The sequence below is a fragment of the Georgenia deserti genome (assembly GCF_042680605.1).
Classification (GTDB): Bacteria; Actinomycetota; Actinomycetes; order Actinomycetales; family Actinomycetaceae; genus Allobogoriella; species Allobogoriella deserti.
The window spans coordinates 146252-166057 of the sequence record NZ_JBHUEE010000005.1; the positions used below are offsets into that span (position 1 = coordinate 146252).

Genomic DNA, 19806 nt, shown 5'->3' on the forward strand with positions numbered 1-19806 from the left:
GGGGAGCGTGCGCTCGCCGAGCGGCGCCTCGGGCGGGGCGGCGTCACCGGCCGAAGGCGAGGCCGCTACGCCGTGCCGCCCTCGACCAGCTCGGGGACGAGGATCCGCGGCGCGGCCGGCGCGGGGTGCCCTTCGACCGCATCGAGCAGCACGGCCGTCGCGGCGGAGACCATCTCGACCACCGGGTTACGCAAGGTGGTCAGCCGCGGCGAGGTCCGTTCGGCCGCACCCAGCGCGTCGTAGCCCACGACGGCGACGTCCTCCGGGATACGCCGGCCGGCGGCCTGGAGCACCTGCATGGCCCCGGTGGCCATGAGGTCGGACGCCGCGAAGACGCCGTCGATCTGCGGATGCTCGGCCAGCAGCCGATCCATGGCTCGGGCACCGCCCTCGACGGTGAAGTCACCATCCGCGACGAGGTCCGCGGCGAGCCCGGCCTCCTCCAGCGCCGCACGCCACCCGTCCAACCGGTCCAGCGCGGCGGTCATGTCGAGCGGTCCGGTGATCGTCGCGATACTCCGGCAACCGCGCCCCAGCAGCCGTTCGGCGGCCGTCCTGCCCCCGGCCACGTTGTCCACGTCCACATACGGCAGATTCCGGTCGTCGAACGGCCTGCCGACGAACACCACCGGCAGGCGTCCATCGGCCAGCTGATCCTCCAACCGGTCCTCGCGGTGGTGCGAGGCCACCACGGCGCCGTCCACGTGCCCGCTGCGCAGGTAACGCGCGGGGCCGCCCGGCCGTTCGTCCGGACGCGCGATGAGCAGCACGAGCTGCAGATCGGTGCCGACGAGTGCCTGGCTCACCCCGCGCAGGACGCCCGCGAGGAAGGGGTCGGTGAGGATGCGGGCGTCGGGTTCGGGCACGACCAGCGCGATCGACCCGGTCCGGCGCGTGACCAGGGATCGGGCCGCGCGGTTGGGGGCGTAGCCGAGCCGCGCGATGGCGTCGTCGACGGCGGCCTGCGCCTCCGGGGAGACGCGGCTGCCGCCGTTGATCGCCCGAGACGCGGTCGAGCGTGACACGCCGGCCGCACGGGCGACGTCGTCGAGGGTGGGGCTCGTCTGAGGACCGGTCACCCGACGAAGGGTATGCGGACGCGCCGTCTCAGTGCTCACCCGGCACGGTTCCGCTCGCGGCGACCTGCGCGTACCAGCTCCCGGACGCTTTGACCGTACGCTGCTGGGTCTCGTAGTCGACGCGCACGACGCCGAAGCGCTTGGAGTAGCCCAGCGCCCACTCGAAGTTGTCCATCAGCGACCACACGAGGTATCCGCGGACATCCGCGCCGGCGTCCATGGCGTCCTTGACGGCGCGCAGGTGCTGGTCGATGTAGTGCAGTCGGTCGGTGTCCTCGATCTGTCCGTCCGGGCCGACGACGTCGGGGTAGGCGGCACCGTTCTCGGTGACGACCAGTGCCGTGCCACGCGGGCCGGTGTAGTCCCGCTGCAGCCGGGTGAGCAGCCGGGTCAGCCCTTCCGGCTGGACCTCCCAGCCCATGTCGGTGCGCGGAAGACCGCGGCTGCGCGGGTGGATATCCGGCAACGGGTTGGGAGATCTCGTCTGCCGCACCGGCTCCGCCGTCTCCTCGCGGACACCGTCCGGCCGTCCGAATCCGTCCTCCAGGTTCTGCTCCGGCGTACCTGCCACGGCACCGCCGTTGTAGTAGTTGACTCCCAGGACGTCGATCGGCGCGCTGATGAGGTCGAGGTCCCCTTCGCAGATGTGGTCGGCGAACCCGAGGTGGGCGATGTCCTCGACGATATCCGGCGGGTAGACGCCCCGCATGATCGGCTCGACGAACATCCGGTTGAAGATCCCGTCCTCCTTGCGTGCCGCCTCGAGATCGGCCGGGTCAGCCGGGTCCGCCGGGTCGGCGACGGTGAAGTTCAGGGTGATGCCGAGCGTGGCCTCCGGTGCTCGGCTGCGTAGCGCGTCGAGGGCGAGGCCGTGGCCCAGCAGAAGGTGATGCGCGGCGGCGACGCCGTCGACCGGCGACTGGCGTCCTGGGGCGTGCTCGCCGCCGGTGTAGCCGAGGAACGCCGAGCACCAGGGTTCGTTGAGGGTGGTCCAGACGTCTACCCGGTCGCCGAGCGCGTCGTGCATGGCGGCGGCGTAGTCGGCGAAGCGGTAGGCCGTCTCGCGCGACGGCCAGCCTCCGGCGTCTTCCAGGGCCTGTGGCAGGTCCCAGTGGTAGAGCGTCAACCATGGTGCGACGCCGGCTCCGAGCAACTCGTCGACGAGCCGGGAGTAGAAGTCGAGACCGGCCGGGTTGACGGTGCGACCGTCAGGCATCACGCGTGCCCAGGACGTGGAGAACCGGTACGTGTCGAGGTTGAGGTCGCGCATGAGCGCGACGTCCTCCTGGTAGCGGTGGTAGTGGTCGCAGGCCACCGCGCCGTCGTCGCCGTTGTGGACCGCACCGGGGACGCGGCAGAAGACGTCCCAGATCGACTCCCCGCGACCTCCCTCGGCGGCCGCCCCTTCGACCTGGTACGCCGCGGTGGCGCTGCCCCAGCGGAACTCGGCCGGGAAGTGCACCGGGCCGGTGGCGTTCGGCCCGGGGGAGGCCAGTGGCGCGGAGGGGACGAACGCAACGGCTGTGCGCGGCGCCGTCGTGGCCTCGGCGGGTGTCGCGGGGCGGACGGTCATGGGAGAACTCCTATCGGGCGATCAGGGTACGGGTGGTCGGGCCGGCCGTCGGGCGGGTCGTGCCGCAGGGCGGGCACGAGACCTCAGCCCTTGACGGCGCCGGCCATGATTCCGGCGACGAGCTGACGGCCGACGAACACGAAGATGATCAGCAGCGGCAGTGTCACGAGGAACACTCCGCCCATGACCAGCGAGTAGTCGACGAAGTAGTTGGACTGCAGCGACTGGATGACCAGCGGCAGTGTCGGGTTGGACTGGTTGAGGACGATCGAGGGCCAGAAGAAGTTCGTCCACTCCTTGACGAGGATGAACAGACCCAGCATCGCCGCAGCCGGGCGGGCCGTCGGCAGCGCCACGGACCAGAACGTGCGGATCATGGAGGCCCCGTCGACACGGGCGGCCTCGATGAGCTCGTAGGGCAACGCCTCGGAGAGGTACTGCGTCATCCAGAACACACCGAACGCGTTGACGATCGCGGGCAGGATGACGGCCTGGATCTGGCCGATCCACCCGATGTCCGACATGAGGATGTACAGCGGGATCACACCGAGTTGGGTGGGCACGGCCATGGTCGCGATGACGAACACCAGCAGGGGCCCGCGGCCGCGGAAGCGCAGCTTGGCGAAGGAGAATCCGGCCAGGGTGGAGAAGAGCACCACCGAGAAGGCCGAGATCACCGAGATGACCACCGAGTTGAGCAAGGCCAACCAGAAATTGATCTCGCTCGCGCCCACGACTGTCGCGAACCGGTCGAACAGGCTGAGATCGGGCAGCCACTGCGGCACGGCCCGCTGGGCGATCTCCTCCGGTGTGGACGAGCCGAGGACTAGCGTGAAGTACAGCGGGAAGGCCGAGATCAGCAGCGCCAGGCCGAGCAGGACGTAGACGATCCAGCGTGGACGCTGGGTCACGCCCCCGGAGCGAGCACGGCGGCGAGCCGCGGCCCGGGCTGCCCCCGGGCCGGCGGTCTGCGCGGTGACGGCGACGGAGTTCATCGTTCCTCCGGGGGGATCGGGACGGTGGGTGGGTGACCGGGTCCGGAGGTGCCCGGTGGTGGTGCACCGGGCCGCGCCCGGGGCGCCGCGGAGACTGTCGCGCCGGTGGTGTCATCCGTTCCGCCGCCCCGGCGACGGCGCGCGCGAGCGGGCCGGTCGGGCGCCGAGGTCGAGATACGGCGGGTGAGGAAGTAGTTGAGCGCGCCGATGACGACGATGAGCAGGAACAGCATCCACGCGACGGCGGCAGCACGGCCGAAGTTCTTCTGATTGCCCCAGGCGACGTCGTAGAGGTACAGCACCGTGGTCATCCAGTTGCGGCTCGGTCCACCGAGGCCCTGGGCGTCGAACATGCGGACCTCGTCGAAGATCTGCAGGTTGCCGATGGTGGCGGTGATGACCACGAAGATCACCGTGGCCCGGATCTGCGGCACGGTGACCGAGAAGAACTGCCGGACCCTGCTCGCGCCGTCGATGACCGCCGCCTCGTACAGCTCGCGGGGGACCGCCTGCATCGCGGCGAGCAGGATGAGGGCGTTGTAGCCCGTCCAGCGGTAGTTGACGATCGAGGCGATGGCGACGTGGCTGGCCACCCGGTCGCCGTGCCAGGCGATCGGGTCGAGGCCGACGAGGCCGAGCAGCTCGTTGATCAGTCCGTACTGGTCGGCGAAGAGGCGGCCGAAGATCATCGACACCGCCACCGGAGCCACGACGTAGGGCACCAGCACGCCCATCCGCCAGAATGTGGCCGACCGGAGGTTCTGGTCCAGCAGCGCCGCGATGAGCAGCGCCAGCGCGAGCTGGGGGAACGCGGAGAAGACGAAGATCGAGAAGGTGTTGACCAGCGAGCGCCAGAACGTCGGCTGGGCGAGGACGTCGGCGTAGTTGGCCAGCCCGACGAAATCCCCCTGGCCCCCGAGGAGGTTCCACTCGTGCACGGAGACGAAGGCGGTGTAGGCGAGTGGGAACAGCCCGGTGATGGCGAAGAGGACGAAGAACGGGGAGATGTACAGGTACGGCGAGACCTTGACGTCCCAGCGGCTGAGGCGCTGGGAGAAGCCGACGCGACGGGGCGGGCCGGCGGGGGACGGGGTGGACGCCGTGGCGGACGGCGTGCGGGAGAGCGTGGCCATGAGGATCTCTCGTGAGCAGGACGGCGGGTCTGGGGGCCGTGCCGGCCGGGAGGGGTGGCCCGGCCGGCACGGCGTCAGCAGGTGGCGACGGCGCGGTGGCGCGTCACCGACCTACAGGCCCAGGTCCTGGTAGTTCTGGACGGCGCCCTCCCAGCTCGTCTCAGGATCCTGGGAACCCTCGACGTCGGCGCGGTTGAGGGCGTCCTGCACGCCCTGGTGGATGGCGAAGTAGTTGGCTCCCTTGAACGGGGCGCCCTCGATCGCGGCAGCGCGGTCGGCGAAGATCTGTCCCACCGGCGCCTCATTGAAGAAGTCGTTCGTGAAGGACTGGACCTCCTCGGACTGCTGCGCCTCGATCTGCGAGGGGAAGGTGCCCGCCTCCTGGAAGAACTGCGTCTGCTGTTCCGGAGCGGTCAGCCACGCGGCCAGCTCCTGGGCCGCCTCGGTGTTCTCGCCCGAGGCGGGGACGGTGAGGAACGACCCGCCCCAGTTGCCACCGCCACCCGGGAAGACGTTGGCGACATCCCATCCCTCGACGCCGCCGGAGTTCTGCTCGATGGGTCCGGTCATCCAGGCGGGGCAGAGCATGGTGGCGAAGGCGTTGTTCTGGAAGCCGGCCTCCCAGTCGGAGGTCCACTGTTCGAGGTGGGCCGACAGGCCGTCGTCGATGGAGGCCGCGGCGACCTGGTCGTAGAGGTCCTTGACCGCCGAGTTGGTGGCCAGGTCCTTCGGCTCGCCGGTCTCCGGGTCCTCGTAGGCGCCGTCGAGCTGGTTGACCATGCCCTGATACGTCGCCATGGCGCTGTCGTACCAGGCGGCGTCGGAATTGGCGGTGAACTCGCGTCCAGCGGCGAAGTAGTCCTCCCAGGTGGCGTCCTCGCCGCCGAGGAGCTCAGCGACCTCCTCGCGATCGGTGGGAAGGCCGGCCTCCTCGAACAGATCCGACCGGTAGCAGATCGCCTCGGGGCCGACGTCGGTGGCGTAGCCGAGGAGCTGCCCGTCCGGGGTAGTGGCCTGCTGGACCGTCCACTCGTTCCATCGGCCGTCCAACTCGGAGTCGCTGAGATCGACGAAGTTGTCGGGATACTGCATGAGCTCGGGCAGCCAGTCGACCTCGATGGCCTCGATGTCCGCCAGCCCCTCACCGCCGGAGGCGAGCTTCGTGGTCAGGTTGGTCCGCGCCTCCTCCGAGGTCGCTGCTGTCACGTGTTCGACCGTGACGTTCGGGTGCTCCTCGCTGTACTGCGCGAGGATCTCGTCGGTGTAGCCGAAGTTGTTGAACGTGGCGACGGTCAGCGTGATCTCCTCGTCGCCGGAACCTGAGCCGCCGCCGGACTCGGTGTCGGCGTCGGCGCCGCCGCAGGCGGCGAGCAGCATCGCGCCCGCAGCCGCGCCGACCGTGGCGGCGGTCAGCCGGGGCGCCCGGTGCAGTCGGGTGGTGGTGGCCATGAGGACTCCCTTGTCTGGTGGAGCGGAGGTTCGGTTCGTGGTAGCGCTCCCACAGGCGCCGTGGTAGCGCTCCCACGCGCTGCTGATCGTTCATGGCGCACGGGTGCTCCGTCAAGCAGACGGGCCGCCCTATTCGTCGAGACGACGCAATCTCGGTGCATCCGTCCAGGTCAGAGGCTCGGCGCTGGGCCGTGCGTGACCGGATTGTGACGTCACGAGCAGTGTACGGCGTCAGATGTGGGGCGGAGTGTTGCCGTCGAGGAGGGCGGTCATCTCGGGCAGGTGGAAGTACTGCGCGGTGGCGCGGGCGCTCGGGTTCCCGGCGTCCGGGTCGGCCCCGGCCGCGAGCAGGCGACGGGTGATGGCATGGTTCTGTCGGAAGACGGCGCAGATCAACGCGTTCTGTCCGCGATCGTTCAGTCGTTCGACGTCGGCATCACGATCGAGAAGCGCGGCCACGGTCTCCTCGTGCTCGTGGTAGGCGGCGAGGATGAGCAGCGTGTCGCCCTTGTGGTCGGTGAGGTTCACCGGCGCGCCGGCGTCCAGGTAGGCCGTCAGGTCCGCCGTACCGCCCGAACGGGCCAGATCGAGCAGCTTGTGCGCCAACGCGACGGCGCCCTCATCCGGAGTGGTCACGAGGCCAGGCTACGACTGCGGGTACCCGGATGCGCAGGCAGCGCAGATCTACTGTTCGCCGGGCCGTCGGGCTGTCGGCGTGCACCATCGGCGCTGAGCGCGTTCACTGCGACTCATGAGGCGCACACTCCCTGCCGCCGTGGCGCTGCTGGTGGCCCTGAGCGGTTGCGGACTGACGATCCCCACCGATCCGGACGGGACTCTGGACCGCGTCCGGGGCGGGACGCTGCGGGTCGGTGTCTCGGTCAACCCACCGTGGACTGACCTGCCCGAGGGCACGGACGCCGACCCCACCGGCACCGAGGTGGAGCTCGTCGAACAGTTCGCCGCCGACCGGCTGGGCGCCCAGGTGCAGTGGGAGCCCGGCGGGGAGGAAGAGCTGGTCACCGCCCTCGAGCACGGGGAGATCGATCTTCTCATCGGCGGGCTCACGGCCCGGACACCCTGGGCGGACCGGATCGCGGCGACGTACCGGTACACCATCACCGAGGACGCGCACGGCACGCAGGAGCAGCATGTGATGGCGGTCCCGATGGGGGAGAACGCGTTCCTCGTCGAACTGGAGGATTTCCTACTCGACCAGGGGCTGCCGCGATGAACGGCGACGAGTCGCGCAGCAGCGCGGTTACCGGGCACGGTCGGCCCGGGTCTCGTGCCCGGTTCGGGCACACGGATCTGCCGGACCCGCAGGAGCGCGCGTTGCGCCGCGCGATCCGGCTGGAATGGGTGACGATCGCGTTCCTCGCCGTCACGGTGACGCTCGTGTACCTGGTCATGGGCAGCTCGCAGGCCATGAAGGCGGCATTCGTCGAGGATGCGCTGTCCTTCATCCCCCCGGTTGCTTTCCTCGTGGCGGTCCGGATCACCCGTCGGCGCCCGAGCGCGAAGCATCCGTACGGCTATCACCGGTCCGTCGGCGTCGGCCATCTGGTCGCTGCGACCGCCCTGCTCGTCATGGGGGCCCTGCTCGTCCTCGACTCAGGCTCGAGCCTGCTCGGCGGAGAGCATCCACCCGTCGGGCTGATCGAGGTCGGTGGCTGGCAGGTGTGGTCCGGCTGGCTCATGATCGCCGTGATGGCCTGGTCCGCCGTGCCGCCGGTGCTCCTCGGGCGCGCCAAGATGCCGGTCTCGGAGCAATTGCATGACCGGGTGCTGTTCGCCGACGCCGACATGAACAAGGCCGACTGGATGACCGCCGTCGCCACCATCGTCGGAGTGCTCGGCATCGGTGTCGGTCTGTGGTGGGCCGATGCCGTGGCGGCGCTCGTCGTCTCCGGGAGCATCCTGTCCGACGGCGTGCGCAACCTGAGAACGGCCGTGGCCGCCCTCATGGACGCCCGGGCGACCACCTACGACGGCGCCGACGTGCATCCGCTCGTGCGGCGAATCGACGAACGCCTCGAGGAAGTGCCCTGGATCAGCCGGGCCCGGTCACGCGTGCGCGACGAGGGGCACGTCTTCCACGTCGAGGCCTTCGTCGTGCCCGTCACGGGACACACTCCGACGATGCACGAGCTCGTCGAGGCGCGCGAGGCCGTCGTGGCACTGGACTGGAAGCTGGACGACGTCGTCCTCGTCCCCTCCGAGCAGCTGCCCGACAAGCTTCTTCCAGGTGTGGGAGAAGAGATGGCGCACCGGCACGACGCAGACCACTGACCCGCAGCGGCGCAGGGCCACCGCATCGACGCGCTGACGCCGGCTCGAGATGCGGCGTCGGGAACCGGCCTCGATAGTGGTCACGTGGCCGGCGTCACCTCGCCAGCGCAGCGGCGCCGGCTCTGCACCGAGCTCGAACATCCCAGTCAATCCCGGCCGTGCTCCCCGGGCCCCGGAGACGCCGGACACAACACATCAGCCGCCCACGGGCGGAGAGGAGACGTGATGTTCTTCCACCGGCAGGAACTGCAGTTCAGCGCGACCCCGGAACGGCCCGACGCGATCTATGCCCGCAAGCTGCAGGAGGTCCTGGGCGGCCAGTACGGCGAGATCACCGTGGCGATGCAATACATGTTCCAGGCGTGGAACATGCATATCCCGGGCAAGTACCGGGACCTGGTCTTCGGCATCGGAGCCGAGGAGTTCGGCCACGTCGAGATGCTCGCGACCATGATCGCCCAGCTCCTCGAGAAGGCCCCGCTCGGCGTCACGGAGGACGCCGTGCAGGACGACCCGACGGTTGCCGCGATCGTCGGCGGCACGGACGTCCAGCACGCCATCGTCGCCGGCGCCGGAGCCCGGCCGGTCGACTCCAACGGCAACCCCTGGCAGGGCTCCTACGTCACGGCAAGTGGCAACCTGCTCGCCGACTTCACCGCGAACGCCAACGCCGAGATGCAAGGCCGCACGCAGGTCGCTCGCCTGTACCACATGACCGATGACCCCGGTGTCCGGGAGATGCTCTCGTTCCTGCTCGCGCGCGACACCATGCACCAGAACCAGTGGCTGCGTGCCATCGAGCAGCTCAAGGAGGACGGCCTGGAGGAGCTGCCCGTCCCGAGCAACTTCCCGCAGAACAAGGAGCACACCCCGGTCTCGTACCAGTACCTCAACTTCTCCGACGGCGAGCAGGCCGGGGACGGTCCGTGGGCTGCGGGCCCGAGCCTGGACGGTAACGGCGAGTTCTCCTACCACGATGGTCCGACGACGTCGGCCCCCATGCCGCCGCCGACGCGCCCGGACTCCCGCTTCTACGGCACGACCGAACTCCCGAACGCCGTGGAGAAGGCCGCCGGTGCGGTCCAGGACAAACTCGGCACCGAGTAACTGCCGATGCTGGACCGCGACGTCGCCCCAGGGGTGCACCGCCTTGAGCATGCGCACGTCAACTGCTACCTCGTCGAGAGCGAGACGGGCGCACTCACGGTGGTTGATGCCGGGTTGCCCACCCTCTGGCCGCTGCTCGGCCGGGCGATCCGGGAGATCGGCCACCGCCCCTCTGACGTCGCGGCCGTCGTTCTCACGCACGCGCACTTCGATCACCTGGGGGTCGTTTGGCGGCTGCAGGCACGCGGTGTGCCAGTGTGGGTGCATGCCGCGGACCGCGGGCTGGCTGGGCATCCGTACCGCTATGCGCACGAGAACGTTCGTAGCGTCTATCCAGTGCGGCACCCCCGCTCGGTGCCGATCCTGGCCCGTATGGTCGCCGCCGGTGCGCTCAGGGTGCGAGGTGTGACTGGGCTGCGTTCCATGGCCGATGGCGACGTCCTGGACGTGCCCGGGTCCCCGCGCGTGCTCCTGACGCCGGGACACACCGACGGCCATTGCGCCTTGCACCTTCCTGACCGCGACGCCGTACTCACGGGTGACGCCCTTGTGACCCTCGACCCGTACACCGGACAGCGGGGCCCGCGGATCGTGGCCGGCGCGGCCACGGCGGACTCGTCGGCTGCGTTGGACGCTCTGGACCTCCTGGTCGAGACGAGGGCAGGCACTGCACTTCCAGGGCACGGTCTGCCCTGGTTCGAAGGACTCGGTCCGGCTGTCACGGCTGCTCGCGACGCCGGGCCGAGCTGATCACCGGCCGGAGCAGAACAAGAACACACGAAGGAGCATCACGATGGCCACAGGCGAGACAGGATTCGACGACGTCACGTTCGACCTGATTTCCGTGCAGTACCACGCGCTCAAGGCCGGGCACGACTACGGTCAGTATGTCCGCGATGCACGGAACGCGGGTCAGGATGAGATCGCCGCCTTCTTCGAGCAGGTGATGGCCGAGGACTCTGCGCGCGCCAAGCAGTGCCACGAGTTCTTGCGCCAGCTCGGCGGGACGGACAACACCCAACCGCAGCAAGGCCCGGCATGACGTGAGTCTGCCCTTGCCCCATGCGGCGAGTGGCGGCGAACAGCAGTGGTCCCCGGGTGCACACACCCGGGGACCACTGCTGTGCCGCTTGCTGCTTGTGCCCGGTGGCTACGCCTCAGCGCGGTCCCGGCGATCCCGGTCGGGCCACACCGCGATGGCGAGCCCGGCGAGGGCGCTGACCACATGCAGCCAGTTGTCCGCCGTATTGATGTTCAGGACGTTGAGGTCCGGATCGTCCACCACCACGAATCCGTATATCGCTGCGGCGCCGTAACCGACCAGCAGGATCCAGCCGAAGAGGCGGGCACTCCCGGGACGGGACCACATGAGCACGCCGAGTAGTCCGATGAGCACGTGGACCACGTTGTGCAGCGGGTTGATGGCAAATCCCAGCAACGTCTGGGAGTGGTCGTGCTCGAGCCACCCGTCGAAACCGGTGATGAAGAATCCGACGACGCCCACCAGCAGGTAGACGACGCCGATGACGAGTGCCAACCATTGATGGGCCGCGGTGCGCCGCCCGGTCGTCGATGCCGTCATGTCAGCTCCAGGGAAGTGAGAAGTACCAGGTCACACCACAATGGAGCCAGCCGTCCCGTTGCGCACGCTGAACCGCGTCCGAAGACCCCGGCGGCCGATAGCGGTCAGCTGCGTGAGCATGCACGAGGGCGCCCGTAGAGCGGCGGCCCGCGAAGTGTGACGGTGTGGTCAGAGCTCGACAGGCTCGACGAGGTGGGGCCCGTCGTTCTGGACGTTGCCCACGGCGCGGCTGACCGGGCGGGGCGAGAGCGCGGGGGACGGCATCGCCTCGATCATCTCTCGCACGTCACCCGGCTCGGTGGTGGCGGGGTCGAGCCAGTCGGAGACCATGTCCGGCGGGACGATCACCGGGGACCGGTCGTGGATGTGCCCGAGCGCGTCCGCCGCCGTCGTGGTCATGATCGTCATGGTCCACAACCACTTGTCCGGGTGATCGTCCGGAAGGTCCGGGTCCGGCCACAGCTCGTAGAGGCCAGCGAAGGCGAGCATGCCGTCACCGTGCAGGAAGTACGGCTGCTTGCCTCCGCCCGGGAGCTTCTCCCACTCGTAGTAGCCGTCCGCGGCCACCACGCAACGGCGGCGTGCGGCGGCCTTCTTGAACGCGGGCTTGTCGGTGACCGACTCCGAGCGTGCGTTGATCAACCGAGCACCGCCCCTGGGGTCCTTGGCCCAGGACGGCACAAGACCCCACCGAACGGTGCGCAGCTGCCTGCGCGGCTCGCCCTCGGGGTCCTCACGCGGTGCGCGCTCGAGCACGGTACGGACATCGTCGGTGGGGGCGACGTTCCACGACGGCGGAAGATCCTCGCCGACGACGTCGGTCACGTCGAAGGCGTCGATGAGGTCGGCGTCCCGGCGGGCGTTCGCGTATCGGCCGCACATGGGGACAGTCTCTCGCGCCCGGCTGACACCGGCGCGAGCGAGTCGGCATGACCGGACGCAGAGTGGCGAGGTTCACGGACGCACGGCGGCGGTAGAGTTGGCTCTCCGGGCCGCCGATGACCTATTGTGGTCTTCGCCCAATCGGGCAGCGGGGCTATGGCGCAGTTGGTAGCGCGCTTCCATGGCATGGAAGAGGTCGAGGGTTCGAATCCCTCTAGCTCCACGTCGTGAAATGTCGGGACACCGCTGGTTCGGTGTCCCGACGCTTTTTGCATGTGATGGCCTGTGTGTCGGGTCATCCGCCCGGGGGCTCCGGCTTCTGATCGTCCTTCTGGTCATCGTCGCCGAACACCATGCTGAAGATCCGGCCCAGTCGCTCTGGAGGGAAAGCCTCCGGGTCGATCAGTCGGCGGAGCATCAAGCCCTCGCCGAGGGCGCTGTGGGCCACCGCGAGGTCGTCGAGATCCTCGAGGTCCTCGCCACGTGCAGCACCGGTCTGCTGAAGCGCCGCGCTCGTGGCGTGGTCCAACTGCCGGTACCGATCGGCCAGGTGTCGGGTCAACTCCGGGGCGTGACGCACGGCGTAGAGCAGGGTCTCCATGGCCAGCAGAGCCCAGTCGAGGTCGAACGCATTCTGCAGGAACCGGGTGAGATCCTCCGAGTCCTCCGGGGCCCCGGAAGCGCCGGCCTCGGCGTCGGGGCGCAGGTGTGGGGCGTCGCGCTGCAGTTCCATCCGGCGGTCGACCATCGCGAGGAAGAGCTCCTCCTTGTTCGCGAAGTTCGCATAGACCGCCCCTTTGGTGTATCCGGCCTCCCGCGCGATCGCGTCCACGGAGGCTCGGTCGAATCCCGAGGCGCCGAAGACTCTCCCCGCGGCGTCCAGGAGATCCTGACGCGTTCGGGCTTGCTGCTTCGCACGTCGATCATCGGCCACGGCTGCATCCTACCGTTGACATACCGGTGAGTATCTGAGTAGCGTGAGCATGCCAGATACCGGTCGGTATCTGGGTTGTGCTTGGTGGCCGAAGGGGATCGGCATGCTCGCGGTACATGAGGTGACGAAGCGGTACGGCACGATCGCGGCGAACGAGGACGTCTCGCTGGTGGTCCGCAGCGGGGAAGTGGTGGGCCTGCTGGGTCACAACGGGGCGGGAAAGACCACGCTGGTGAACCAGGTGGTCGGGATTGCCAGACCCGACAGCGGCTCCATCACGGTCGACGGCCTGGACGCGGTGGCACGCCCCGAGCAGGCGCGACGGCACTGTGCCGTCCAAGCCCAGGCCAGCGTGCCGATCGACGGCCTGACGCCGGCACTCGCCGTCGAACTCGTCGGTCGGATCCGCGGCGGGAACAAGGCGGACGTGCGCGGACGGGCCGCCGCGCGTTTCGAACGCCTCGACATGACCGCGTGGAAGGACCGACCCACGGACAAGCTCTCCGGGGGAGTGAAGCGGCTGGTGGCGTACTGCCTGGCCGTGGCTGTCCCCACACCCGTGGTCGTCCTGGATGAGCCGACCAACGATGTCGATCCCGTCCGCCGGCGCCTGCTGTGGCAGGAGATCCGACGCGAAGCAGACTCCGGAGCTGCGGTCCTGCTCGTCACCCACAACGTGCACGAGGCCGAACATGCCGTGGACCGCCTGGTCGTCCTGGAAGGCGGACGCGTCCTCACCCAGGGCACCCCCAGCCAGCTCACCGCAGGATTGCGCGACCGGTTGCGACTCGAACTGCGCTCCTCGCCCGGGCGAAGGCCCGCGCCTCCGCCCGGAGTCGAGGTGAACGACGCTCGTGACGGACTGCTCAACGCCACCGTCAGTGCCGACGATGCCGAGCACGTCATGTCCTGGGCCCGTGCCGCACAGCGCAACGGTGAGATCGAGACTTTCGCGATCCAGCCGGCCTCCCTCGAGGACGCCTACGTCCAACTCACCGCAGCCGTCGCCGAGGAGGCAGCCGGATGAGCGACCTGGGCAACTGGTTCCGCACCTGGTGGCTGCTGCTGCGGTGGAATGCGGCGTCGTCGAAGATTATTCTGCCGCTCTCCCTGGTCGTGCAGATGATGCTGGCGGTGGGGATCGTCATCGGCTTCGGGTTCCTCGCACCGGTCACGGATCCTGAGGTCGCTCTCTTCCTGGCGACCGGTGCACCGACCGTCCTGCTGCTGACCACCGGGCTGGTCCTGGTCCCCCAGGTGGTCGGCACGATGAAGCAGCAAGGAAGCTACGACTGGTTCCGCGCGCTTCCGGCCCCACGGTCCGCGTTCTTGCTCGCCGACATCACGATGTGGACCGTCATCAGCCTGCCCGGCGTCCTGCTCGCGCTCTTCGTCGCCTCCATCCGGTACGACCTGAACCTGGCACCGGCGCCGTGGGCGGCACCGGTGGCGCTTGCGGTGGCCGCCACAGCAGCAATGGTGGGCTACGCGATCGCCACCGCTTTGCCGCCACGGTTCGCACAGCTGCTCACGCAGGTGCTGGTGTTCGTGATCCTGCTCTTCAGTCCGATCACGTTCGCCGCCGAGGTCCTCCCGGACTGGCTCGCCGCCGCGCACCGCTGGATGCCGTTGGAGCCCATGGCCGATCTGTTGCGAGCGCAACTGGCCCCCGAGTCGTACGCGGCCGACGTCTCCCAGGCTCTCGTCCTGGCCGGCTGGGGGTTCGGAGCGACCGCCCTGACTCTGGTCCTGATGTCGAGGCGATCGTAGGACCGCTGCTCGTCCCGCGGCGGGACAACCGCGAGTCCCGGTGGCCACGTCCCTTGTGCACCCGGCGCTGACCGTATCTCCGCACTTCTATGAGGCTGGTGGATCTGTGCCGACGTCGTCTGTCACTCGATCGTGCACGGCTCCGCCCGCCGCCCGGGGCGGGTGCCCCGGTCGCCTCACCGGCCGTGACCGGTTCGCGTCGGCCGGCCCGCCGATCGGCCGGCGCGGGCAAGGATGAGGGCCATCCAGAGCAGGCCGAGCCCGAGCAGGACGCCGTGGGCGATGCGCAAGCCCGGGGGAGCGAAGAACTGCGGGAGGAACAGGACCAGGCCCAGCGCTGCCACGGTGCCGCTCGAGCGCGGGAGTGAGTTCGACCGGGCGATCGCGACCGCTGCGAGGATTCCCGCAGCGGCGAGCAGGGCTAGTCCGAGGCCGAACATCGACATCGCCACGGTGCCTTGGCGGAACGTCTCGCTGAACGTCACGGGATCGGGAACGTCGGTCAGAGCCATGGTGTGCAGGCCGAAGGTCTCGGCGCCGTAGTACGGCAGCGCGAGCCCGGTACCGATCCACCCGGCGATCATGGCGGCGCCGGCCGCACGCTGCGCGGGCGTGGTGACGAGAAGCTCGCGCAGGCAGAACAGCCCGAGTGCCACGAGGACGAAGCCGGCCATCGCGAAGGTGTGCGAGGCCAGCCACCACGGCGAGCCCATCGCCGCCACGGCGCCGGTTGCCGTGGCCTCGTCGTGCCACGGGCGGGTGAGGGGATAGAGGACGAACAACGGGGCGGCGACGGCGAAGCACACCGCTCCCCAGCGTGCCGCTGCGGTCATGACGGTTCCGTTCGTCGGGTCAGGTCGGCGAGATGGAGCTGGACGAGGCGGGTGAACGACTCGTCCACGTCCTGCGGTAGACCGAAGCCGCCGGCGGCCTCGAGCGAGGCGAACCCGTGGACGGCGGCTCGCAGCAGCCGGAGCTGGTGGATGAGTTCGTCCTGCTCCAGGTGGAAACTGCGCAGGGCGGTGGCGCACAGGTCGAGTTGGGCCTGCCCCGCCGCCGCCAGTACGGGTCGGCTGAGCGGGTCGCGTGGGATCGCGGCGTACCGGTGGGGGTGGGTCAGCACGTAGTCGCGGTAGGCGTGCAGCAGGGCCGCGACGGCATCTGGTCCGCTACGGCCGACCGCGGCACGGCCGAGCGTCGCCGTCATGTCCCGTAGGCAGCGTTCGGCCACGAGCTCGCGCAGGTGTTCGAGGCCCTTCACGTGCTTGTAGAGCGACGGCGTCGCCACGCCGAGCCTGGCGGCGACCGAGGAGAGCGTGAGCTCTGCGCCGTCGTCGAGCAGGTCGAGAGCCGTGCGGACCACCTTTCCGGTGGACAGTCCGGCCCGGGGCGGTCGGGCGCGGTCGGAGGGTCGGCTCATAGCCATAGCTTCCAGGCTAATAGGCATAGCCAGGATAGGGAAGAGTGTCCCGGCCAGGCCTGCGGGTGCCCGCGCCTACTCCGGTGCGATCACGCGCTCCCGTGACCGAGGCGTTGCTCCAGTCCGTCCAGGATGAGCTCCAGACCGGGCTCGAACTCCTCGCCGTATCGATAGTCGCGCCCGCGCATGTGGAAGGCCATGAGTTCGCGCAGGTGGGGGTACTCGCCCTCGGGAAGCACATCCTCCATATGGTCCAGGACCGGCTCCATGCCGTCCGCGCCGACAGGGAGGCCGGCCTCGGAGACCACGAAGCCGTACACGTAAGCGTCGAGCACCGAGAATGCGTGCGCCGCGAGGGGCACGGAGAAGCCGTTCTGGCGCAGGCATGCGAGCACGGCCTCGTGGTGGCGCAGCAGTGCGGGACCCGGGTTGCCTCGGGACTCGATGAGTCCCACTCCCCACGGATGGTCGGCCAGGACGGCGCGTGCCGACAGCGCGCGCTCCCGCATGCTCGTCCGCCACGGGCGCCGCGGATCCGGCACGTCGATGCGGGTGTAGAACCAGTCCGCCAACGCGTCGAGCAGCTCGTCCTTGCCGTGGACGTGGTGGTAGAGCGACATCGCCTCGACGCCCAGTCGTCGCCCGACGTTGCGCATGCTCACCTGCGGCACACCACCCTGGTCGGCGACGGCGACCGCGGCATCGACGATCGCCTCGCGGGTCAGCCGTGGGGTCCTGCTCATGGATCGATCTCCACCATGCTGTTCATCTTACAGCCGTAAGGCTAGGATGTCCGTGTGCGCCACGCCGCCCCAGCCGTGGCACCGAACTGCGAGAGGTGCCCATGAGAGCCGCAGTCGTCAGCCGTTACGGGCCGCCCGAGAGCGTTCGGGTGCTCGATCGCCCCGAGCCCCGACCGGGGAAGGGCGAGGTCGTGGTGCGGATGCGTGCCACGGCGGTCACCGCCGGCGACGCGCGCATCCGCGCGGGGCGGTTTCCACCCGGCTTCGGAGTGGTCGCCCGGTTGGGCTTCGGAATTCGCGGGCCGCGTCGCGATGTCCTCGGCGCGGCCGTCTCGGGTGTTGTCGAACGCGTCGGTCCGGGCGTGACCGGGCTGCAGCCCGGCGATGCCGTCTGCGCGATGACCGGGGCGCGGTTCGGATGCCACGCGGACCTGGTGGTCGTGCCTGCTTCGCGCCTTGTTCGGCGGCCGGCAGGCGTCAGTGATTCTGACGCCGCCGGGGTCCTCTTCGGCGGGACGACGGCGTTGTACTTCCTCCGCGACAAGGCGCGCCTGTCGAGCGGAAAGCGGGTGCTCGTCAACGGCGCGTCCGGTGCGGTCGGGTCCAACGCCGTCCAGCTCGCCGCGCACGCCGGCGCGGTCGTGACCGCGGTGACGAGCGGGCCGAACGCTGACCTCGTCCGGCAGCTGGGCGCGGCGGAGGTGATCGACCACACCAGGACGGATGTGCGCGAGCTGGGGCAGCGGTTCGACGTCGTGATGGACGCCGTCGGGACCATCCCGATCGCCGCCGGGCGCGCCATGCTGACGGACGCGGGTGTGCTGCTGCTGGTGGTGGGCGGACTGGGTGAGTTCGTCCGGGCCCGCGGTCAGGTGATCGCAGGCTCCGCGCCCGAGCGGGTCGAGGACGTCGAGGAGCTCCTCCGTCTGGTCGCCGCGGGGACGCTGCGCGTCGTCGTGGACTCGACGTACGACCTCGCCGACATCGCCCGCGCCCACGCCCGCGTCGACACCGGGCACAAGGTCGGCAACGTCATCGTCCGTCCGTGACCGGCCGCACCGGGGCCCCGGTTCCCGCAGGCGTTACCCGTGCCCGGCGCCAGCCCCGGGCGGAGCTGACCAGGGCCACCGCCTCCGCCGCGCGGAGCTCGGCCACGGTCAGCGACCGCTCGGTCAGCACGCCCTGCTCGAGGAGCATCTCCCGGCCCACGCCGGGCAGACAGCCGTCCTCGAGCGGCGGGGTGACCCAGACGCCGTCGAGCTGCGCCGCCAGGTTGGCCACGGTCGTCTCCGTTACCCGGCCGTCCGGGTTGACGAGGACGACGTCGTCGACGTCCGGGTGGCGCCGCCGGGCGGCGTCGTAGGCGTCTCGCACCGTCGTCTTGTGGTGCACGAAGCGCGAGCCGGGGTCGATCGGCACGGTGTCGACGGCGAGCGTGAGAAGGTCGCCGGCGTCGAAGGTGGCGGAGCGGGTGGTGACGTCCACGTCGCCGTCACGCGTGAGCGTGACCCGGGCCAGGCAGTCGCGGGTGAGGTGTCCGGCCGCCGCCTCCACCGTGGAGACGACCGCCTCGCGGTCGAGTGCGAAGCCGAAGTACCGCGCCGAACCGGACAGCCGGTTCAGGTGCGCCTCGAGGTTGACCGCGCCGTTCGGGGTGAGCCGGACGGTCTCGATGAGGTCGAACTCCGGTTCCGGCGGGGCGTGCAGCACTCGGGCCTTGGTGAGAATCTCGCGGTACTCCCCGTCCGCGGTCGACCCCCACGTCACGCCGCCGCCGACGCCGTAGGTCGCCGTGCCGTGCTCCCGATCGACCACGACCGTGCGGATCCCGACATTGAACCGTGCCCGCCGCACCGGCCCCGGCGCGACGTAGCCGATCGCGCCGCAGTACACCCCGCGCGGGGAGGGCTCGAGCTGGTCGATGAGGTGCATCGTGCGGGCCTTCGGAGCGCCGGTGACCGACCCGCACGGGAAGAGGGCGCGGAAGACCTCCGGCAGCGTCGTCGTCGGCCGGGTGCGCCCGGAGACGGTGGAAGTGAGCTGCCAGACCGTGCTGTAGCGCTCGGCAGCCAGCAGGTCGGTGACCTCGACCGTGCCGGGCTCGGCCACGCGCGCCAGGTCATTGCGGATGAGATCGACGATCATGACGTTCTCCGCGCGGTCCTTCCGGCTCGCCACCAGCCGGTCCCGGGCCTCGTGATCCGCCTGCACGGTCAGGCCGCGAGGCGCGGTGCCCTTCATCGGCACGCTGGTGAGCCTGTCGCCGTGCCAGTGCAGGAAGCACTCCGGGCTGGCGGAAGTCACCACGAACCGGCCGAGATCCAGGTAGGCGTTGTACGCGCCGCGCTGATTGGTGACGAGCCTGCGGTACAGGCCCAGGGGATCACCCTCGACCGTGGCGGTCATCCGGGTGGTGAGGTTGCACTGGTAGGTCTCACCCTCGGCGATCGCGGCACGCACCGCTCTCACGCGGGCGGCGTGCTCCGCGGCGGACCACTCGAGCTGCCACGTCCCGGCGCGGAACGTCCCTCCGATCTCGGGCAGAGCGGTCGGCGCGGCGGGCGCGTCAGCCAGGCCGAACCACACCAGTGGCAGACCGGGCGGACCCTTGCTCGCGGGGAACGCCTCGTCCAGTCCGGCGGCGGCCTCGTAGGCCACGAAACCGAACGCCCACCGTCCGGCGGCGGTGGCACGCTCGACCTCGGCGAGAGCCGGGAGAACCTCCTCGGGCGTGCGGGCGAGGATCTCCCCGGTGAGGGCCTCGAACCGGAACACCTCGCCGGAGCGCAGGTCGTCGAACCGGGCGACGGTGGCCGGCTCGGAGGTGCTGGTCATGTGGGGACGTCC

21 protein-coding genes and 1 tRNA gene are annotated in these 19806 nt (G+C 69.9%); 9 read left to right on the plus strand and 13 right to left on the minus strand.

Annotated features, from left to right (window positions below):
- Positions 1–65: 65 nt before the first annotated feature.
- From ACFSE6_RS10795 to ACFSE6_RS10820, 6 genes are all read right to left on the minus strand, one after another.
- The gene (locus ACFSE6_RS10795; protein WP_388006391.1) at positions 66–1079 is read right to left on the minus strand and encodes a LacI family DNA-binding transcriptional regulator; all 1014 of its coding nucleotides are present in this window, start codon (positions 1077–1079) and stop codon (positions 66–68) included.
- 28 nt (positions 1080–1107) lie between these two features.
- Positions 1108–2652: a glycoside hydrolase family 1 protein gene (locus tag ACFSE6_RS10800; RefSeq protein WP_388006394.1), complete on the minus strand. Its 1545-nt coding sequence runs from the start codon at positions 2650–2652 to the stop codon at positions 1108–1110.
- A gap of 83 nt (positions 2653–2735) precedes the next feature.
- A complete protein-coding gene (locus ACFSE6_RS10805) occupies positions 2736–3647 on the minus strand; it encodes a carbohydrate ABC transporter permease (protein ID WP_388006397.1) in 912 nt (303 codons plus the stop codon).
- Positions 3644–4780 (minus strand): carbohydrate ABC transporter permease, encoded by a 1137-nt coding sequence (locus tag ACFSE6_RS10810; protein ID WP_388006400.1) that lies wholly within the window; start codon positions 4778–4780, stop codon positions 3644–3646. Before ACFSE6_RS10810 ends, ACFSE6_RS10805 begins: the two co-directional genes overlap by 4 nt.
- A 111-nt stretch (positions 4781–4891) precedes the next feature.
- The gene (locus tag ACFSE6_RS10815) at positions 4892–6229 is read right to left on the minus strand and encodes an extracellular solute-binding protein (protein ID WP_388006403.1); all 1338 of its coding nucleotides are present in this window, start codon (positions 6227–6229) and stop codon (positions 4892–4894) included.
- A gap of 231 nt (positions 6230–6460) precedes the next feature.
- Positions 6461–6865 (minus strand): ankyrin repeat domain-containing protein, encoded by a 405-nt coding sequence (locus ACFSE6_RS10820; RefSeq protein WP_388006406.1) that lies wholly within the window; start codon positions 6863–6865, stop codon positions 6461–6463.
- Positions 6866–6980: 115 nt separating this feature from the next.
- Between ACFSE6_RS10820 and ACFSE6_RS10825 the strand changes: the two genes are divergently transcribed.
- The 5 genes from ACFSE6_RS10825 to ACFSE6_RS10845 all read left to right on the plus strand — a co-directional run bounded on the left by ACFSE6_RS10825 (position 6981) and on the right by ACFSE6_RS10845 (position 10670).
- Positions 6981–7463 (plus strand): transporter substrate-binding domain-containing protein, encoded by a 483-nt coding sequence (locus tag ACFSE6_RS10825; protein WP_388006409.1) that lies wholly within the window; start codon positions 6981–6983, stop codon positions 7461–7463.
- On the plus strand, positions 7460–8521 hold the full coding sequence (locus ACFSE6_RS10830; protein WP_388006412.1) for a cation diffusion facilitator family transporter: 1062 nt from the start codon (positions 7460–7462) through the stop codon (positions 8519–8521). The genes ACFSE6_RS10825 and ACFSE6_RS10830 overlap by 4 nt, the downstream gene beginning before the upstream one ends.
- Positions 8522–8746: 225 nt before the next feature.
- Positions 8747–9628, plus strand: coding sequence for a manganese catalase (locus ACFSE6_RS10835; RefSeq protein ID WP_388006415.1), 882 nt, complete (start codon positions 8747–8749; stop codon positions 9626–9628).
- Positions 9629–9634: 6 nt separating this feature from the next.
- Positions 9635–10378 carry an MBL fold metallo-hydrolase gene (locus ACFSE6_RS10840; protein ID WP_388006418.1) on the plus strand — a complete coding sequence of 248 codons (744 nt, stop codon included), beginning with the start codon at positions 9635–9637 and terminating at the stop codon, positions 10376–10378.
- A gap of 43 nt (positions 10379–10421) precedes the next feature.
- Entirely contained in the window at positions 10422–10670 is a 249-nt protein-coding gene (locus ACFSE6_RS10845) for an acyl carrier protein (RefSeq protein WP_388006421.1), read from the plus strand.
- Between the two features lie 108 nt (positions 10671–10778).
- Here ACFSE6_RS10845 and ACFSE6_RS10850 read toward each other — a convergent pair whose 3' ends face one another.
- Positions 10779–11210: a DUF4383 domain-containing protein gene (locus ACFSE6_RS10850; protein WP_388006424.1), complete on the minus strand. Its 432-nt coding sequence runs from the start codon at positions 11208–11210 to the stop codon at positions 10779–10781.
- A gap of 168 nt (positions 11211–11378) precedes the next feature.
- Positions 11379–12092, minus strand: a complete 714-nt coding sequence (locus tag ACFSE6_RS10855) for an SOS response-associated peptidase (RefSeq protein WP_388006427.1) — start codon at positions 12090–12092, stop codon at positions 11379–11381.
- Between the two features lie 150 nt (positions 12093–12242).
- Here ACFSE6_RS10855 and ACFSE6_RS10860 point away from each other — a divergent pair.
- Positions 12243–12315 (plus strand) — tRNA-Ala (locus ACFSE6_RS10860).
- 72 nt (positions 12316–12387) lie between these two features.
- On the opposite strand, the gene ACFSE6_RS10865 is transcribed toward ACFSE6_RS10860, so the two are convergent.
- The gene (locus ACFSE6_RS10865) at positions 12388–13026 is read right to left on the minus strand and encodes a TetR/AcrR family transcriptional regulator (protein WP_388006430.1); all 639 of its coding nucleotides are present in this window, start codon (positions 13024–13026) and stop codon (positions 12388–12390) included.
- A 103-nt stretch (positions 13027–13129) separates the two neighbouring features.
- Here ACFSE6_RS10865 and ACFSE6_RS10870 point away from each other — a divergent pair, with 103 nt between their 5' ends.
- A complete protein-coding gene (locus ACFSE6_RS10870) occupies positions 13130–14053 on the plus strand; it encodes an ABC transporter ATP-binding protein (RefSeq protein WP_388006433.1) in 924 nt (307 codons plus the stop codon).
- Positions 14050–14796: an ABC transporter permease gene (locus ACFSE6_RS10875; protein ID WP_388006436.1), complete on the plus strand. Its 747-nt coding sequence runs from the start codon at positions 14050–14052 to the stop codon at positions 14794–14796. Before ACFSE6_RS10870 ends, ACFSE6_RS10875 begins: the two co-directional genes overlap by 4 nt.
- A gap of 176 nt (positions 14797–14972) precedes the next feature.
- Here the strand turns inward: ACFSE6_RS10875 and ACFSE6_RS10880 are convergent, their stop codons facing one another.
- The 3 genes from ACFSE6_RS10880 to ACFSE6_RS10890 all read right to left on the minus strand — a co-directional run bounded on the left by ACFSE6_RS10880 (position 14973) and on the right by ACFSE6_RS10890 (position 16959).
- Positions 14973–15629: a hypothetical protein gene (locus tag ACFSE6_RS10880; protein ID WP_388006439.1), complete on the minus strand. Its 657-nt coding sequence runs from the start codon at positions 15627–15629 to the stop codon at positions 14973–14975.
- Positions 15626–16216, minus strand: coding sequence for a TetR/AcrR family transcriptional regulator (locus tag ACFSE6_RS10885; RefSeq protein WP_388006442.1), 591 nt, complete (start codon positions 16214–16216; stop codon positions 15626–15628). The genes ACFSE6_RS10880 and ACFSE6_RS10885 overlap by 4 nt, the downstream gene beginning before the upstream one ends.
- 89 nt (positions 16217–16305) lie before the next feature.
- Positions 16306–16959 (minus strand): TetR/AcrR family transcriptional regulator C-terminal domain-containing protein, encoded by a 654-nt coding sequence (locus tag ACFSE6_RS10890; protein WP_388006445.1) that lies wholly within the window; start codon positions 16957–16959, stop codon positions 16306–16308.
- Positions 16960–17060: 101 nt separating this feature from the next.
- Here ACFSE6_RS10890 and ACFSE6_RS10895 point away from each other — a divergent pair, with 101 nt between their 5' ends.
- Entirely contained in the window at positions 17061–18008 is a 948-nt protein-coding gene (locus tag ACFSE6_RS10895) for an NAD(P)-dependent alcohol dehydrogenase (RefSeq protein WP_388006448.1), read from the plus strand.
- Here ACFSE6_RS10895 and pabB read toward each other — a convergent pair.
- Positions 17992–19794 carry an aminodeoxychorismate synthase component I gene (pabB, locus tag ACFSE6_RS10900; RefSeq protein ID WP_388006451.1) on the minus strand — a complete coding sequence of 601 codons (1803 nt, stop codon included), beginning with the start codon at positions 19792–19794 and terminating at the stop codon, positions 17992–17994. The genes ACFSE6_RS10895 and pabB overlap by 17 nt on opposite strands.
- Positions 19795–19806 lie beyond the last annotated feature (12 nt).

Bases quoted from the DNA above. Each gene is read 5' to 3' on its own strand.
- ACFSE6_RS10880 (WP_388006439.1), bottom strand. From the start codon at position 15,629: ATGACCGCAGCGGCACGCTGGGGAGCGGTGTGCTTCGCCGTCGCCGCC.
- ACFSE6_RS10870 (WP_388006433.1), top strand. From the start codon at position 13,130: ATGCTCGCGGTACATGAGGTGACGAAGCGGTACGGCACGATCGCGGCG.
- ACFSE6_RS10850 (WP_388006424.1), bottom strand. From the start codon at position 11,210: ATGACGGCATCGACGACCGGGCGGCGCACCGCGGCCCATCAATGGTTG.
- ACFSE6_RS10830 (WP_388006412.1), top strand. From the start codon at position 7,460: ATGAACGGCGACGAGTCGCGCAGCAGCGCGGTTACCGGGCACGGTCGG.
- ACFSE6_RS10815 (WP_388006403.1), bottom strand. From the start codon at position 6,229: ATGGCCACCACCACCCGACTGCACCGGGCGCCCCGGCTGACCGCCGCC.
- ACFSE6_RS10800 (WP_388006394.1), bottom strand. From the start codon at position 2,652: ATGACCGTCCGCCCCGCGACACCCGCCGAGGCCACGACGGCGCCGCGC.
- ACFSE6_RS10895 (WP_388006448.1), top strand. From the start codon at position 17,061: ATGAGAGCCGCAGTCGTCAGCCGTTACGGGCCGCCCGAGAGCGTTCGG.
- ACFSE6_RS10840 (WP_388006418.1), top strand. From the start codon at position 9,635: ATGCTGGACCGCGACGTCGCCCCAGGGGTGCACCGCCTTGAGCATGCG.
- ACFSE6_RS10855 (WP_388006427.1), bottom strand. From the start codon at position 12,092: ATGTGCGGCCGATACGCGAACGCCCGCCGGGACGCCGACCTCATCGAC.
- ACFSE6_RS10835 (WP_388006415.1), top strand. From the start codon at position 8,747: ATGTTCTTCCACCGGCAGGAACTGCAGTTCAGCGCGACCCCGGAACGG.
- pabB (WP_388006451.1), bottom strand. From the start codon at position 19,794: ATGACCAGCACCTCCGAGCCGGCCACCGTCGCCCGGTTCGACGACCTG.
- ACFSE6_RS10805 (WP_388006397.1), bottom strand. From the start codon at position 3,647: ATGAACTCCGTCGCCGTCACCGCGCAGACCGCCGGCCCGGGGGCAGCC.
- ACFSE6_RS10885 (WP_388006442.1), bottom strand. From the start codon at position 16,216: ATGAGCCGACCCTCCGACCGCGCCCGACCGCCCCGGGCCGGACTGTCC.
- ACFSE6_RS10845 (WP_388006421.1), top strand. From the start codon at position 10,422: ATGGCCACAGGCGAGACAGGATTCGACGACGTCACGTTCGACCTGATT.
- ACFSE6_RS10890 (WP_388006445.1), bottom strand. From the start codon at position 16,959: ATGAGCAGGACCCCACGGCTGACCCGCGAGGCGATCGTCGATGCCGCG.
- ACFSE6_RS10875 (WP_388006436.1), top strand. From the start codon at position 14,050: ATGAGCGACCTGGGCAACTGGTTCCGCACCTGGTGGCTGCTGCTGCGG.
- ACFSE6_RS10810 (WP_388006400.1), bottom strand. From the start codon at position 4,780: ATGGCCACGCTCTCCCGCACGCCGTCCGCCACGGCGTCCACCCCGTCC.
- ACFSE6_RS10825 (WP_388006409.1), top strand. From the start codon at position 6,981: ATGAGGCGCACACTCCCTGCCGCCGTGGCGCTGCTGGTGGCCCTGAGC.